Annotated in this window: 15 protein-coding genes; 5 read left to right on the top strand and 10 right to left on the bottom strand. The window is 51.1% G+C overall.

Annotated features, from left to right (window positions below):
• The first annotated feature begins 154 nt into the window (after nucleotides 1-154).
• A complete protein-coding gene (locus tag OGY17_RS11345) occupies nucleotides 155-385 on the top strand; it encodes a DUF2554 family protein (RefSeq protein ID WP_003020233.1) in 231 nt (76 codons plus the stop codon).
• 3 nt (nucleotides 386-388) lie between these two features.
• Here OGY17_RS11345 and rlhA read toward each other — a convergent pair whose 3' ends face one another.
• Both rlhA and OGY17_RS11335 read right to left on the bottom strand, forming a co-directional pair.
• On the bottom strand, nucleotides 389-2,350 hold the full coding sequence (rlhA, locus tag OGY17_RS11340; protein ID WP_032943529.1) for a 23S rRNA 5-hydroxycytidine C2501 synthase: 1,962 nt from the start codon (nucleotides 2,348-2,350) through the stop codon (nucleotides 389-391).
• Nucleotides 2,351-2,429: 79 nt separating this feature from the next.
• On the bottom strand, nucleotides 2,430-2,966 hold the full coding sequence (locus tag OGY17_RS11335; RefSeq protein ID WP_032943531.1) for a helix-turn-helix domain-containing protein: 537 nt from the start codon (nucleotides 2,964-2,966) through the stop codon (nucleotides 2,430-2,432).
• A 105-nt stretch (nucleotides 2,967-3,071) separates the two neighbouring features.
• On the opposite strand from OGY17_RS11335, the gene OGY17_RS11330 reads away from it, so the two are divergent.
• Nucleotides 3,072-4,238 (top strand): benzoate/H(+) symporter BenE family transporter, encoded by a 1,167-nt coding sequence (locus OGY17_RS11330; RefSeq protein ID WP_128316889.1) that lies wholly within the window; start codon nucleotides 3,072-3,074, stop codon nucleotides 4,236-4,238.
• On the opposite strand, the gene OGY17_RS11325 is transcribed toward OGY17_RS11330, so the two are convergent.
• Nucleotides 4,221-5,090, bottom strand: a complete 870-nt coding sequence (locus OGY17_RS11325; protein ID WP_048214144.1) for an AraC family transcriptional regulator — start codon at nucleotides 5,088-5,090, stop codon at nucleotides 4,221-4,223. The genes OGY17_RS11330 and OGY17_RS11325 overlap by 18 nt on opposite strands.
• A gap of 184 nt (nucleotides 5,091-5,274) precedes the next feature.
• Here OGY17_RS11325 and OGY17_RS11320 point away from each other — a divergent pair, with 184 nt between their 5' ends.
• On the top strand, nucleotides 5,275-6,183 hold the full coding sequence (locus OGY17_RS11320) for a DMT family transporter (protein WP_008784851.1): 909 nt from the start codon (nucleotides 5,275-5,277) through the stop codon (nucleotides 6,181-6,183).
• A 37-nt stretch (nucleotides 6,184-6,220) separates the two neighbouring features.
• Here OGY17_RS11320 and OGY17_RS11315 read toward each other — a convergent pair whose 3' ends face one another.
• The 3 genes from OGY17_RS11315 to tehA all read right to left on the bottom strand — a co-directional run bounded on the left by OGY17_RS11315 (nucleotide 6,221) and on the right by tehA (nucleotide 8,648).
• Nucleotides 6,221-6,895, bottom strand: coding sequence for a DUF3313 domain-containing protein (locus OGY17_RS11315; RefSeq protein ID WP_008784852.1), 675 nt, complete (start codon nucleotides 6,893-6,895; stop codon nucleotides 6,221-6,223).
• A 155-nt stretch (nucleotides 6,896-7,050) separates the two neighbouring features.
• Complete coding sequence (gene tehB / locus OGY17_RS11310; RefSeq protein WP_071446324.1) at nucleotides 7,051-7,647, bottom strand: tellurite resistance methyltransferase TehB; 597 nt, start codon at nucleotides 7,645-7,647, stop codon at nucleotides 7,051-7,053.
• The gene (tehA, locus tag OGY17_RS11305) at nucleotides 7,647-8,648 is read right to left on the bottom strand and encodes a dicarboxylate transporter/tellurite-resistance protein TehA (RefSeq protein ID WP_008784854.1); all 1,002 of its coding nucleotides are present in this window, start codon (nucleotides 8,646-8,648) and stop codon (nucleotides 7,647-7,649) included. Before tehA ends, tehB begins: the two co-directional genes overlap by 1 nt.
• Nucleotides 8,649-8,761: 113 nt before the next feature.
• On the opposite strand from tehA, the gene ydcK reads away from it, so the two are divergent.
• The gene (gene ydcK / locus OGY17_RS11300) at nucleotides 8,762-9,742 is read left to right on the top strand and encodes a YdcK family protein (protein WP_032943537.1); all 981 of its coding nucleotides are present in this window, start codon (nucleotides 8,762-8,764) and stop codon (nucleotides 9,740-9,742) included.
• Here ydcK and rimL read toward each other — a convergent pair.
• Nucleotides 9,734-10,279 (bottom strand): 50S ribosomal protein L7/L12-serine acetyltransferase, encoded by a 546-nt coding sequence (rimL, locus tag OGY17_RS11295; protein WP_286607241.1) that lies wholly within the window; start codon nucleotides 10,277-10,279, stop codon nucleotides 9,734-9,736. The genes ydcK and rimL overlap by 9 nt on opposite strands.
• A gap of 218 nt (nucleotides 10,280-10,497) precedes the next feature.
• Here rimL and alr point away from each other — a divergent pair, with 218 nt between their 5' ends.
• Entirely contained in the window at nucleotides 10,498-11,724 is a 1,227-nt protein-coding gene (gene alr / locus OGY17_RS11290) for an alanine racemase (RefSeq protein ID WP_003833167.1), read from the top strand.
• A gap of 67 nt (nucleotides 11,725-11,791) precedes the next feature.
• Here alr and OGY17_RS11285 read toward each other — a convergent pair whose 3' ends face one another.
• From OGY17_RS11285 to hglS, 3 genes are all read right to left on the bottom strand, one after another.
• A complete protein-coding gene (locus tag OGY17_RS11285) occupies nucleotides 11,792-12,016 on the bottom strand; it encodes an HP1242/YdcH family protein (RefSeq protein ID WP_003833168.1) in 225 nt (74 codons plus the stop codon).
• A 167-nt stretch (nucleotides 12,017-12,183) separates the two neighbouring features.
• On the bottom strand, nucleotides 12,184-13,839 hold the full coding sequence (locus OGY17_RS11280) for a glucan biosynthesis protein D (RefSeq protein ID WP_103015377.1): 1,656 nt from the start codon (nucleotides 13,837-13,839) through the stop codon (nucleotides 12,184-12,186).
• A 193-nt stretch (nucleotides 13,840-14,032) separates the two neighbouring features.
• A complete protein-coding gene (gene hglS, locus OGY17_RS11275) occupies nucleotides 14,033-15,376 on the bottom strand; it encodes a 2-oxoadipate dioxygenase/decarboxylase HglS (RefSeq protein WP_003020282.1) in 1,344 nt (447 codons plus the stop codon).
• Nucleotides 15,377-15,463 lie beyond the last annotated feature (87 nt).

Below are 15,463 nucleotides of genomic sequence, written 5' to 3'. Positions count from 1 at the left end.
GCCCGGGTGTTACAAATCCCAACATCGACTAAACAAAAATGTAAAAAACATCGAAATGGCAAAACAGAGATTGTCATTAACCCGATTAAAATATTGAATAGTCACCTGGCGAAATTATCGCCAATTCCGCAGCTAACGTACCAGAGGGTGCATGATGTTTAAGAAAGGGTTAACGGTGTTATTGCTGGCCAGCGCGCTTTTTTCCGGTCAACTTTTCGCTACTAATCAGGGACATGAATATCTTCAGGTGCAGGATGCCGATCATTTACTACGACACACGGCCGACAGCGATGAACTTCGAGTGACGGCGGAAGAATCCGCCGCCGATCTTCGTGAGCACCATCACTGGCAAAAATCACGCAAACCCGATACACATCTGAGCTAACGATTAACCTTTGCGCTTCGGCAGTGTCTTCATCAGTTCTTCTGGACTGACCGAAGCCACGACGCTGCCCGGCAACGGCATCTTCAGAATGTGATGCTTCATCTTGCCGATTACGTGCATTTCGCACGGTCGGCAATCAAATTTCAGCGTCAGGACTTCATCGCCGTTAACCAGTTGCATCGGTGTTGCTTTCCAGCTTTTGATGTTACCTTTCGCCTGTTTCGGACACAGATTAAAGGCGAAACGCAGGCAATGTTTGGTGATCATCACAGGCACTTCGCCCTTTTCTTCATGTGCTTCATAGGCTGCATCAATCAACTGAACGCCATAACGGTGATAAAACTCACGCGCTTTTTGGTTGTAGACGTTAGCCAGAAAACTCAAGTGCGTTTGTGGATAAACCGGCGCTGGCTGAGATACCGGTTTGCGGCTACCGCGCTGATAGCTTTGCAAGCGCGCTGCATCCAACATATCAACGGCTTCACGCCGGAACTGATTTAGTTGACCGTTTGGCACGAACAGCGCGCCCGGCAGATTCACCTGAATATTGCGGGCGTAGTACATCGTCTGACCAAGTTTTGCCAGTCCGTCCTGTAGGTTACTCAACGCTTTTTCCGCATTGTTCGCTTCCTCAAACTGGCCGTCCAACGTATGGGTGATACTCACGCCCTCTTCACTGGTGAGCGTCAGAATCAACTGCTCCTGCCAGCCGCCGAGCTCAATATCGATCGCAACACGGCGTTCGCTGGAAGTTTTTGTTAACGCTTGCTGCCAGTTATGATCGAGGTTGCGATTCAGCGGATGATGCGGACGCACTTTGTGCAGGTCGGCAGGCATTTCATTCGGCCATACCCGATAACGATTGTTCCCCGTTTTTTCCACGGTGTTGGCGCGAAATCCAACAACCTCACGTTTGATTAACACGTTCAGGCCATCCCCGTTTGCCAGCGGTTCAGTCACCTCAACATCGAGATGATCTTTCGCCACCTTCAGGACTTCGCCGACCGGCAAACCGATAAACTTTGGTGAGTCGAATGCGCCGATATCCCCTTTACGGGCATTCACAAAATAATCGGTGCTGCCGCGATGGAAGGTTTTCTCTGTGGATGGGGTAAAGAAATGTTCAGTACGTCCCGCTGATGAACGGGCCAGATCGCCGCGTTCTTCAATGATGGCGTCGAGCATCTGGCGATAATGCGCGGTAATATTCTTCACATAACTCATGTCCTTATAGCGCCCTTCAATTTTGAAGGAACGCACACCTGCGTCAATCAACGCACCCAGGTTGGCGGTCTGATCGTTATCTTTCATCGACAGCAGATGTTTTTCATAGGATACCACGCGCCCCTGATCGTCTTTCAGGGTATACGGCAGACGGCAAGCCTGGGAACAGTCGCCGCGGTTAGCGCTGCGTCCGGTTTGCGCATGTGAAATATAACACTGCCCTGAATAGGCAACGCACAGCGCACCGTGAATGAAAAACTCAATGGTCGCATCGGTAGCCTGATGGATAGCGTTAATCTGCTCAAGGCTCAGTTCACGCGCCAGCACAATCTGGGTGAATCCCACATCGGATAGAAATTTCGCCTTCTCAACGCTGCGAATATCGCACTGGGTGCTGGCGTGCAGTTCAATCGGGGGAATATCCAGTTCAAGAATCCCCATATCCTGCACGATCAGGGCATCAACGCCGGTCTGATACAGATCGGTAATTAACCGTTGTGCGGGCTCCAGCTCATCATCATGCAAGATCGTGTTTAGCGTCACAAAGATTTTTGCCCCGTAACGATGGGCAAAAGGCACTAATTCAGCAATATCTTTCAGGCTATTACTGGCGTTATGACGCGCGCCAAAACCTGGTCCACCAATGTAAACGGCGTCTGCGCCGTGCAAAATGGCTTCGCGCGCAATGGCGGTATCCCGAGCCGGGCTTAACAATTCAAGGTGATGAGGCTGCTGGCGCATACAGTTGTTACCATCCACAAGCGGTAAAAATGGCGGTTATTGTAGTCACAAGCGCGGCGTTTCGAAATAGTTTTCCCGATTAACCGCGTGGGTAATGGATCAGCGAGTGAAAATGAACCGTTTGCTCGCTACTGTTACGGTAGCTATGTGCCGTATCTCCGGCGAAACGGACACCTTCACCGGATTTAAGGGTGCGCCACTGCCCCTCAATACACATATCCAGCAGACCACTAATCACCACCACGTGCTCAATTACGCCGGTTTCATGCGGAGTAGATTCACTGAGCGCGCCGGGTGCCAGCAGTATCGAAAAATGATCGAAGCACAATTGCGGATCCCACGGGAACAACGGCGTGACGACCATCGCCTGCTGCTGGGGATCGAATGTTAGCGTGCCTTCTGACTCTGGTGGTGAAATAAACGTTGAAAACGGGACGTTCAGTCCAGTGGCAATTTTCCACAATGTCGCCACCGTTGGACTGGATTCGTTGCGCTCAATCTGCCCCAGCATCGCTTTTGAGACGCCAGTTTCCTCCGCCAGACGCGAAAGGCTCCATTCACGCTGGTGACGTAGCGTCTTGAGCGTTGTGGCCAGATAGTGGGTTAAGTTGTCCATTTTTCTCCTTCGTCGCTCTCCTTTCTCGGGGCTACAGCTTAGCACTTGTACGCTATAACGCACAGTGTTACAGTAACTGACCGTTATAACGCACGCGGAGTTGCTATGCGCACATTTTCCATCCCCTTGCCTACAGTTTTGTCGGGTTTTGTGGCTGTCCTGGTCGGCTACGCCAGTTCAGCGGCCATTATCTGGCAAGCGGCGCTCGCCGCAGGTGCGACGACCGGACAAATCGCAGGCTGGATGACCGCACTGGGGCTAGCAATGGGGGTCAGTACGCTGGCGCTGACATTGTGGTATCGCGCCCCTGTACTCACCGCATGGTCAACGCCCGGTGCCGCGCTGCTGGTGACGGGCCTGCACGGGGTATCGATTCAGGATGCTATCGGTGTTTTTATCGTAGCTAATGCATTGATTGTGCTGTGCGGTATAACCGGGCTGTTTGCCCGCCTGATGAAAATTATTCCCCACTCGCTGGCATCGGCCATGCTGGCCGGGATCTTGCTGCGTTTTGGTTTGCAGGCGTTCAATAGCCTGAACAGTGAGCTTATCTTGTGCGGCAGCATGCTGCTGGCGTGGTTAGTACTAAAAGTGATTGCCCCACGGTATGCCGTAATCGCCGCAATGTTGGTAGGTATAGCCATCGCCCTGGTTAAAGGTGACATTGTCACCGATAGTGTTAATCTGTCACCGGTATTGCCAGCGTTTATTGCCCCGCACTTTTCATTAGCCCACAGTATCAGTATTGCGCTACCGCTGTTTCTGGTCACTATGGCTTCGCAAAATGCCCCCGGTATTGCGACCATGAAAGCATCGGGATATTCGTTACCCGTTTCACCCTTGATTGTTTTTACGGGTCTGCTGGCACTGCTATTTTCGCCGTTTGGCGTCTATTCCATCTGCATCGCCGCCATAACCGCCGCAATTTGCCAAAGCCCCGAAGCCCATCCAGATGCAAATCGACGCTGGCTCGCCGCAGCGGCAGCGGGTGTCTTTTACATTCTGGCTGGGGTGTTTGGCGGTTCGGTCACAGGACTGATGGCAGCCCTGCCCGTAAGCTGGATCCAGATGCTTGCTGGTCTGGCATTGCTTGGCACGATTAGCGGTAGTTTATATCAAGCCTTACATAATGAAGCAGAACGCGATGCGGCCATCGTGACTTTTCTGGTTACGGCCAGTGGTCTGACGGTATTTGGTGTTGGGTCTGCATTCTGGGGGCTGGTCGTCGGCGGTATCTGCTACTCAGTGTTGACGTTATTTCGCCGCGCGTAGCTGCGTTGGCGTTTTACCCGTCACTTGTTTAAACCGGTTACTGAAATGGCTCGCCGAACTGAACCCACAGGCCATTGCAATATCCGACAGGCTGCGTGATGAACAACAGACCAGTTGCTGCGCCAGCGCCATACGGCGTTGCATGACGTACTGATGAGGCGCCATATTCATCGACTGGCGAAACATTCTGGCAAAATGGAATTCACTTAGCGCTGCTTCACCTGCCAGATCGCTCAACGTTATGGGATACGCCAGATGTGCCTCAATATAGGCCAGCACGTTGCGCAATGTGGCAGGCGCAAGCCCTCCGGTGACAACGGGAAGTCGCCATTGCACATTGCTGTAATGCTGGATCAGATGCGTTAACAGTAGTGAAGATGCCGCGCTAAGCGTGAGGTGATTGGCCGGTTGCTGCCAGTCGTTACCAAGCAAAAACTGACGGTAAACCGCCGTGATCCCCGGGTCACTGCCAAACGTATGCTCGTCCAGCGTGAAACTATAGGGGCTTTTGTCCCAAACTTTTTCACCCACTTCGCGCAAATGGGCGTCTGTACAATAGAGATGAACAAAGGAAAGATCGTCACGAATATCCCAACTGGACTCACTCTCCTTCGGCATCAGGCAAAAACGGTCTGGTCCCCCGCCATTCTTCCAGCCTCCCGCCGTCTTGTGGTAACTCTCGTAACCATCTGCGATGTATAAACTGAGCGTATGATGATCGCAATACTGGGTGATGGTATCGCGTTTGTTCGACCAGGCCGCCAGTTGGATCCCTGAATGTAACGCAACCGATTCATGCAGCACGGCATTATGTTTGCGCAAGTTTTCAAAGGCACCGTAGGGCTGAGACATACCATCACATTCAAAATAAGTTAGCAGGCTTTCAGTCTATATCAGCTACATATCGTTAACAGCTGCCTTTTCACTATTACGCTAAAAAAAGCGCAAGATTTTGCAAGTCCACCGCAAGCCGATGAAAGTCTCCTGCATTCCGTCGTGACACAGTGTAAGTCTGAAAGCATAAAGAGAGAGTCGTATGAACGCACTGTTGTACTGCCTGGTGGTGGTTATTTGGGGAACGACATGGATTGCGATTTATTTGCAGCAAGGTCCGGTTTCTGCACCGGTTTCTATCTTTTGGCGCTTCGCCGTTGCCAGCTCGGTGATGATAGTGATCCTGTTGCTAAGCGGTAAATTACGCAAACTGTCTGGTCGCGATCATCTGTTTTGTCTGTTACAGGGCGGATGCGTTTTTTGCTTTAACTTCTGGTGTTTTTATACGGCTGCGGCGTGGATTAATACCGGCCTGGAGTCGGTGATTTTCTCAATGGCCGTCCTGTTCAATGCAGTCAATAGCTTCATCTTTTTTGGTCAAAAACCACCGCTGCGCTTCTATATTGCAGCGGGTCTGGGACTGACGGGCATCGTGACTCTGTTCTGGCAGGATTTGCTCAACAGCGGGTTTAATCATTCACTGCTGCTGGGCATCGGTTTGAGCGCTCTGGGAACCTTCGGCTTCTCACTGGGTAATATGATCAGTCTGCGTCACCAGAAAAAAGGGTTGGAAGTACTGACCACCAACAGTTGGGCCATGCTGTACGGCACATTGCTGATCGCGGCCATTGCTCTGGTGCGCGGCGACAACTTCACGCCACAGTGGACATTCAGCTATCTTAGCGCGCTGTTATATCTTGCTATTTTCGGCTCAGTGATTGCCTTTGGCGCTTATTTCACGCTGGTAGGTCGCATTGGTCCCAGTAAGGCGGCATACAGCACGCTGCTGTTCCCGCTGGTGGCGCTGACGCTGTCAACATTGTATGAAGGATACATCTGGCAAGTTAACGCGATTGCTGGACTCGTGTTGATTTTACTGGGTAACCTGGTGATGTTTGCCCGACCGGAAGCGCTGATGGGTAAACTATTCTATCGTCGTCGCGTGGCATAAAATAACGCACCATCCTGAGATGGTGCGTTCATCATTTTTATTGTGGTTTTTGGTTCACATCAAACATGGAAGCATCGGTTGCCATGTCATCAACAACTTTCTTCAACGTTTCGAACGCCATCGGCGTACTTTCGTTGTTCAGGTCTTTACCTTCACCCTTACGTACAACTTTAATCACCGGTTTATTGGTCGCTGCATCAATCAACTCACCCTCGAAATAGAGGTTGGTATCCATGGTACGGTGACCCGTCGCCATTTGCGTTCCCGCAACCAGCAGTGCAACCGGGACCACTTCATAGAACTGCAGTCCTTCTTTGCTGGTCGCAACACCGGTAATCGCTCCGCGGAAAATCAGGCTACGTGGCCCTGGGGTTGTAACCAGAGGTTTACGCTGACCGATCGCCGTTTTCAACTTCGTATTGGTATAGGTCAGTAATTGATCAAGAACCTGCTGCCCTACCTGTGTAGTAGGTTTAGGAACCGGATAATACGTTACCGGGTTATACACGATGTTGTCATATTTGGATTCGTTGTAGCTCGGATCAACCCAACGGAGTACTGTTTGTCCCGATGCTGATTTTGTTTCCTTCAGATCAGAGTAATTTTTTAAAAACCCAGAATATTTATCCGGCTCGGTCACTTTTGACGCACAGCCGGATAATGCCAACAAGCCAGTAAGCACTGCAACTTTAAATAAAGTTTGAGTACGCATGAAACGATCCCTTTAGTTTTCGCAATGATGCCTAAAAAGGATAGCAAAACAGTTTCATTTTGGATGTACTAAAAATGGTAAGCACCGCACAATTTTATCTCTGCGCTCAGCACAAAAAATGCTGAACGCAGAAAGAGTTAACCCAAACGGGAGGCTCAGGAAGTTTTGCGTGCCAGCATGGTGGCAAAGCGCAGTTTAATTCGATTACCGTTTTCATCTGTACGATGAAGTTCACCTACGTCTTCGTTATATTTCAGCAGATCCCACCCACTGTAATAGTTGCGTAATTCTCCGGTTTTAAACGCGAACGGAAAACCAACGGTGCACGGAAAATCTTCGGTATCCATCGCCGCGACGATTAAGTTGTATCCACCCGGTTTAGTACAACGTTGCATATTCTCAATAAGGCCAGGGATTGTTTTGGCTTCAAGGAACATCAGCACAACGGTAGATAGAATAAAATCGTATTCACCCTCAAAACGTAACGCATTAAGGTCAGCGACCTTCGCGTTCAGGTTGGTCAGCCCCTCAGCCGCTTTGATGCGCTCAAGGTTAGCGATGCTCATGGGGTTTTTATCCCATGCGGTAACGTCATAGCCGTTTGCCGCCAGGTACAGGCTGTTTCGGCCGTTACCGCAGCCCAGATCTAACGTTTTACCTGGTGCAACCACTTTTGCCGCTTCAACGACATCGGAATGCGTACGGGTTAAATCATATTTTTCAGTAAAGTAGTTTTCGTCGCAAAGGGTCATTATTTATCCTCAGATTTCAGTAATGCAGCACGCTCCGTGCGGATGAGCAGTTTCCCCTGCATCAGCAATGCAAACGTACGTATCAGTAATAATGCAATGATAAAATTGGTAAAAATAAACAGTGGGATAGACAGCGTATGAAAAAATCCTGATTCACTGCCGTGTCCAAGATGCAATCCCGTTGTCGCCAACGCAGACACGCCAAACGAGAAGCTCCAGAATGACGCATTAAATGGCTGTGACAAATACCACGGCATAAGGCGTAGCATGAACAGAAGTTGCAGCAGACCATAGCCGAACAACATTTTGGCTAACGTATCCCCCTCGCCACCGTTGACGCTAAGCCAGGCGCTACAGGCGACCAGCGCGGGTGCCAACTGAATACCAAGTGAAGTCCGTAAAACCGTCGGCAGCTCGCCGCAGCTTCGTAAACGCTGCAGAATCACTGGCTCCAGGCTGAGCCATGAAAATACCCCGGCGCCCAAAAACACCAATCCGGCATCGTTGAACCCAAGTGCACCACAGGCCATGGCGCTGATAAAGTTATTGGCAACGGTTGGCAGATACAGACCCGGCGTGGTGGCCTCTTCCGGATGCTCCCCACGCCACAGCCCTGCCGTTTGCCAGGCTGCGTATGCCAGCTGTATGACCACGCCAATACTGAATAACCCAATCGCCAGCGGTCGATACCACGGAACAAATCCAATCGCGACCAGCATCGTGGTGGCCGGAAACAGACTGACAAAGCTACTCATCACCGGATGACGAATTTCCGCCAGTACGCTATGCGGAAAACGCAGTAAACGGCTCAGAAAGGCCAGCGTCAGCAATCCCCAGATGACCATTGCAAGGATGACTAAGCCATCACCAATCCAGTGGCTCACCGGCCACACCTGGCTGGCGTAACGCCACGCAAATCCCATCCCAATTGTACCCAGTACCATGCCAAAATAACCGGCCGGAAGATTGAGGACCCGTTCACTCTGTTTGTTCTTACTCATTTTGTTTATTTTTTAAAGTATATTTGAAATGCATTTTATGGAATATCTGCCGGTTTAGCCAGTACAGAAAACTTTGCTACGTTTAAATAAGGTGCGCAACATGGAAATGAGCTATGACCAAATACCGTCTAAGCGATGAATCTCGCTCCTTTAGTTACCTGGATAATGGCAATAAAAAAAGTGTATTACTACGCCAAATCATCGCACTCATTGATTTTAATGATGTTAGATCCGGTACGCTCGGTGGCTGGATTGATGATGAAAGCGTTCTGTCGCAAAGCGGTAATTGCTGGATATACGATGAGAATGCGCTCGCGTTTTGCGGCGCGACGATAACCGGAGACGCCCGTATTACACAGGCAAGCGTGGTCAGAGATGGAGCGCAGATTGGTGATGCCGTCTGGATTGACCGAGCAGAAATCAGCCATAACGCGCAAATACGTGACAACGTCACCATTCAGGATTCTGTTGTTCGCGGTGAGTGCCTCATCTGCGGTGATGCACGCATTGTGTGTGACTCTGAAATCATTGCGGCCAGAGGGTTAACCCGTGAAAGCGACCAGCTCCTGCAAATTTACGAGCGGGCGGCAGTCAGCAATTCACGCGTGGTGCATCAGGCGCAAATCTATGGCGATGCGATGATCAATTATGCCTTTATAGAACATCGGGCTGAAGTTTTTGATTTTGCACGGATAGAAGGCAACGAAGAGAATAATGTCTGGATCTGCGATTGCGCCAAAGTCTATGGGCATGCACGCGTCATCGCCGGAACGGATGAAGACGCCATTCCTACCCTGCGCTACAGCTCGCAGGTGGCGGAACACGCGGTGGTTGAAGGTAACTGCGTGCTGAAACACCACGTGTTGGTTGGGGGGCATGCGCAATTACGTGGCGGACCGCTCCAGCTTGACGGTCACATCCTGATTGAAGGCTATGCCTGTATTCTGGGTGAAGTGCTGATCGAGCATCATATTGAGATAACCGATCAGGCCCAAGTTGAAGCCTTTGATGGCGATGCAATCCATCTGCGCGGGCCAAAAGTGATCAACGGCGAACAACGTATCACGCGCACCCCTATCGCCGGTTTATTCTGAAGAGCCATCAATGATGCGGGCGTAGAGATTCACGTCATGGTAATCGTCATTAAGGAACTCCGCCTGTTGCATACATCCTTCCAGTCGGAAACCATTGCGCAGTGCAACCTGGTTGCTCTCAACGTTATCTACACGACATTTAATCACGAAGCGGCGAATCTCCTGGCGCTGCGCATAATGATGAATCATTGCCTGTAGCGCCTGAGACAGAATGCCTTTGCCCTGGTGCTCTTCATCCAGCCAATAACCAATATAAGCGGCTTTGTTCAGCGGCTCTATCTGGTTAAACGAGATAACGCCAGCCACCTCCCCTTGTTCGAAAATAAGGAACATTTTGGCGTAGCCGCGCTGGTGCAACATCATATTCCCCTGCACGTTCTTACGCGTGTCGTCCTCAGATTCGACAAACTGCGGCCAGTTCAGTGACTGTTGGAGCCAGGTTTTATTTTTAAGCACCAACTGATGCAGAGGGGTGACGTGTTGTTCTTCTACCGCCCGCAGTTCCAGCGCGTCACTAACGATAATTATTTCTGACATGTTTATTTCCTTTGCGATCGTAAACGGGGCATTTCTGACTGGCAGTAGCCGATATTACTCTGTTTAGCGCCGGGGATGTCTTATTTTTATGCTGTAACAGCAATCACTTAGAAAGAATCTCTGGCGTGGAACCCGTTACTCTGGTGATCCGGGTATCCCCTCATGGATAGACCGTAATGATGACAATAACACTTTCATTCTATTGCTAAGGAGCAAGCATGGCAGCACCTTTGGGTCGTTTAGCACTTATTCCGCTTTTACTGATTACCGCCTGTCACCAACCTGTTTCCACCACGCAAGCGGGCCCCGTTCCCTTTGCCGTCAATAAGCAACAGGTCGTGGATAATACCACGCTGGAAATTTCCCGTAGCGCGCTGGAATATAACATTCATAAAGTTCAGCAACTGCTGGGAGATAAAACCCGGATGTGCGCCATTCTTAAAGGCGACGCGTATGGCCACGATCTCTCACTGGTAACGCCAGTGATGATGCAAAACGGCGTGCAATGTATTGGCATCGCCAGCAACGAGGAGATTAGTACCGTTCGCCAGTCAGGCTATACATCGCAGCTCATGCGCGTGCGTAACGCGACGGAAAAAGAGATGCGCCAGGCGGCGGATTTCGATACCGAAGAGCTTATCGGTAATCTGGATATGGCTAAGCGTCTAAGTGCAATCGCTCAGGAGAAAGGTAAAACTATTCGTATCCATCTGGCGCTGAACTCTGGCGGTATGTCGCGTAACGGTCTGGAAGTCAGTACCGCTGCAGGTCTGGAAGAAGCACGCGCTATTTCCGCATTACCTGGCCTGAAAATTGTCGGCATCATGTCGCATTTCCCGGAAGAAGATGCGGCAGTGGTAAAACGCGATCTGGCCCGTTTCAATACGCAATCAGCCCAGGTACTGAAAATTACCGGGCTTAAGCGTGAAGATGTCACCCTGCATGTCGCGAATACGTTCGCTACCCTGACCGTTCCAGAATCCTGGCTCGACATGGTGCGTGTTGGCGGTATTTTCTATGGCGATACCATCGCCAGCACCGAATACAAACGCGTCATGACGTTTAAATCTGCCATCGCGTCGGTAAACCATTACCCCAAAGGAAACACCGTCGGATATGACAGAACCTATACCCTTAAACGTGATTCCGTTCTGGCCAATATCCCGACAGGTTATGCCGATGGTTATCGCCGTGTGTTCAGTAACGCGGGACACGTGCTGATCCGCGGCCAGCGGGTTCCGGTACTGGGTAAAACATCCATGAATACCGTGATCGTCGATGTAACCGATTTGCCGCAGGTTGCATCCGGTGATGAAGTGGTGCTGTTCGGTAAACAGGGAAATGCGCAGGTTAGTGCAGAAGAAGTCGAAGAAATTAGCGGCGCGTTGTTCACTGAAATGTCGATCCTCTGGGGGGCGACGAACAAACGCGTGATGGTCGATTAACACCTAAAAACAGGAAGGGCTTCCGTTTCTCGCAGGAAGCCCTTTTACACAGCAAGCGCCGTTCTACTTAGCTCTCACTGACACTCTCTTTTTGCAATATTTTGAGCAGATCTTCCTTCAGGTGGAGTTTCTGTTTCTTAAGACGAACAATGTCCAAACTATACCCCCGACCATCCGAACCTTCCAGTCTGGAGATCTCATGATCAAGGCTGTTGTGTTTTTCGAATAAGGACAGAAAGCGAGGGTTCTCGGATTTCAGTCGGGAAATAAGGTCTCTGTATTCTGGAAACATACTTTCTCCCTGTTAGTGGACAAGAACGTGTATAAGAAATACACACCCACAGAGTACCCATTTGCCATACAGAAAAATGCGAACAGGATCGAGTAAATAGTGTACAGAGTCGTTATGAGGATGATTGCAGATACGGCTCCCCATCAGGAGAGCCGTAAAGGGCATGATTAACGCATCTCGCGGTCGTCAACGTACTGACGTTTATCCGGCGCTGGCGGGAAGTACTGATACAGCCAGGTTTCGCTGATGGCGTCACCCTGACAACGCAGGAACATACGCATATCTACCGGATCGGTTGAGTCAGAGGTCGGATACCAGTCAAACTGAATGCGATAACCGTCGATAGGCTCCACGTAGAGGATCTCAATCTGTTTCGCTTCACCGCTGGAGAGCGTAATCACCGGTTCAATGCCTTTCGGCGCAGCCGCTTTTAGATCGCCACCAACGAAGTCAACGGCAAAACGACGCGCCCATTTTTCTGGGTAATGCTCGCCCGGTGCCCATCCTTCCGGGAAACCGCCCATGCCTGTCCGGGTCGCCATCACGCGAGCCAGCGGTGAACGCACCGGCGGCTGAGCGCTCCAGTACAGGCGATATTTGAATTCCAGCTCATCGCCAGCTTTGATCTTCTTGTCCGGCTGCCAGAAGCAGACAACGTTATCCAGCGTTTCGCCGGTCGTCGGGATCTCCATCAGACCGATGGTCCCCTTGCCCCACTGGTTGCGCGGTTCGACCCACAGGCTTGGACGCTTGTTATACCAGCCCATGATGTCCTGATAATGGGAGAAGTCGCGATCGAGTTGCAGTAAGCCAAACCCTTTCGGGTTGTTATCGGTATAGGCGTTGAACTGCAGCTTTTGCGGGTTATTCAGCGGACGGCAGATCCACTCGCCATTGCCCCGCCACATCGCCAGACGATCGGAGTCATGGATTTGCGGGTGAATAGTGTCGCACATCCGACGCTCATTGTTGCCGCAGCTGAACATGCTGGTCATCGGCGCAATGCCAAGCTGCTTGATGTCTTTGCGCGCATAGATGTGGTTTTGTACATCCATAATCACCTGCGTTTTCTCGCAGTGGATCACGAACTTGAATGCGCCGGTTACGCTTGGGCTGTCGAGAAGCGCATACACGGTAAAAGAGGTTGCGCCCGGTTTAACCGTTTCAAACCAGAAAGAGGTGAAATCAGGAAACTCTTCTTTGCTGTCGGTGTAGGTATCTACCGCCAGACCACGGGCCGATAAACCGTACTGATAGGTATCATCCACGGCGCGGAAATAGCTGGCGCCCAGGAAAGAAACGACATCGCGGCGGGCCAGTTCTGGCGCTTTAAACACGCGGAATCCAGCGAATCCGAGGTCAGTCTGCCCTTCCAATTGTTTGGTATCCACACCCGCGTCGTTGTATTTAAACAGTTCCGGACGGAAGTGAATTTCACGCGCCATATGCGTACTACCATCAACCGAGAACATGCGTACACGGCGACGGAAGCCCATTCCCACGTGGAAGAACTGCGCATCAAGCTGACGATTTTCAACATTGTTCCACAGAGACTGCTCTGCGTCATATTGAATGCTGTTGTAGGCCTGCGGCGTCAGTTTCGCCAGCGTTTCCGGTAACGCGCGCGGTGCGCCGCCCCAGGGCTTCTGTGCTAAGTCATGGGCCATCGATTGCAGAACGGAAAAATCAAAACGTACGGTTTTTCCGTCTGCAATGTCAGACTCTGCCGCAAAGGCGGCGCGGGAAAAGAGTGATGCAATACCACTGGTTCCGCACACGGCGGCCATTGCCATTGAACCTTTAATAAATCGTCTGCGATTCATGCCTGAAAGTGAGTCCTTCTGGTCGTGTAAATGGTCCCGCGCCGGTCAAAATCAGCGGCAAGAGAGTGCACATTTCTGACCGCTCACTCTAGACAAAATTCATTAATAATCCAATTGTTGGTCGCCGATTATCTGTACAAAATCGAAAATATTTTATGTCGATGGGAACAGACCGAATCCCATGTAAATTCCATTAAAGTAAACCACACCGACGTTTACTTCGCTCTTGAGCCTCCTGATACAGCGCAAACTCATCATAAACCGCGCAACCCAGCGCCTGTTCAAACGCGTCGCGGCTGGAATTTCCGTGGCTGCGAGCCTGTGTTTCATTACCCAAATTGGACTGGAAAATTCCTGCGGCGCTCACCGGTAAAAAATCTTCGTAGGTGATGGGTTGCGCAACCAGCCAGCCCCGTTCAATAAGCGGCTGTGGATCGTCATCCGGGCGAATCGCCTGCCGATGCGCTTCACCCGATGGCGTCAGACGATAGCGGAACCAGGCTAGCCCCTGCTGGCGCAGCAGGAATTCGCTGTCCGGAAAGGCCTTGAATACTTCCTGAAGGTGTAGCTGGTGCGTCAGATTGTCTTTCCCCGTTCCCGCTTTATTCAGCAATTCGTCGTACAACGCTCTGCCTTTCGGCGTCAGGGCCACGCCGCGCTGTTCGATTTCACCAAAACGTGCCGTGTGAGTGCCACGCATTTCACCGGCAAACAACACCGGCTCTTCCAGCGCTTTGAAACTGGTCTGACGTAATAAAATCGGCACCTCGCGGCGCGGCGGCCCTTCAATCAGTATTTTGGGCTCAATGCCGCATTCCGGCATCATCGACTGCACCCGGTCAATATCCAGCGTTCGCGGTGTCAGATGGTTGATATGACAACCGGGGAAGCACACTACATCAGCAATCAGCCGGTGTTCGTTATGTAATGCGTGATAGGTCTCTTCATCGACCGTGGCGTGCTGATGCCAGCGGAATGTTTCCAGCGCTTCATGCACAAATTCTTGCGCCTGTTCAGATGTAAAACTGCCCTGCGCATCAAATTCATCCAGTAGTTCGTGGCAACGGCGAGTGAAAATATCGCGTTTCGCGAGGATCTCAGCGGCCTTTTGCCGCAGCGCGGCGTTTTCGATTAGTTCGAGCCGTAATAACGAGGTGAATACCCGAAACGGGTTGCGCGATAGCGAGGCATCGTCTATGGGACGAAAGGCTGTAGAATGTACGGGGACGCCCGCCTGGGAGAGATCGTAATAACTCACCGGATACATGCCCATAACGGCAAACATCCGGCGCAGCGTAGAAAGCTCCTGCGCGGTACCCACTCGAATGGCGCCATGACGCTCAACGTTTAGCCGGGCCAGTTCATCCGCATTCGCCAGTTTTTCATGCAGCGTCGGATTATTTTCCAGTACCGCCAGATTCACATCAGCGACAAGTTCCAGCAACGTGCCATACTGCGGGACTTCCTGCTGGTACATTGCTGACATTGCCTGCGAAAATTGTTCCCGAATCTCATCTGCCGTGATGGTGTTCGCCATAATGTCATGCCTCCAGTGAATATTACCTGGAGTGTAGAAAACACCGCTGACTCCGGTGGGAAGAATTTACAAAGTGTGACCCCGCGT

The sequence above is a fragment of the Citrobacter sp. Cpo126 genome, assembly GCF_030332445.1.
Lineage (GTDB): Bacteria > Pseudomonadota > Gammaproteobacteria > Enterobacterales > Enterobacteriaceae > Citrobacter > Citrobacter portucalensis.
This window is presented reverse-complemented; position numbering and strand designations above follow the sequence as displayed.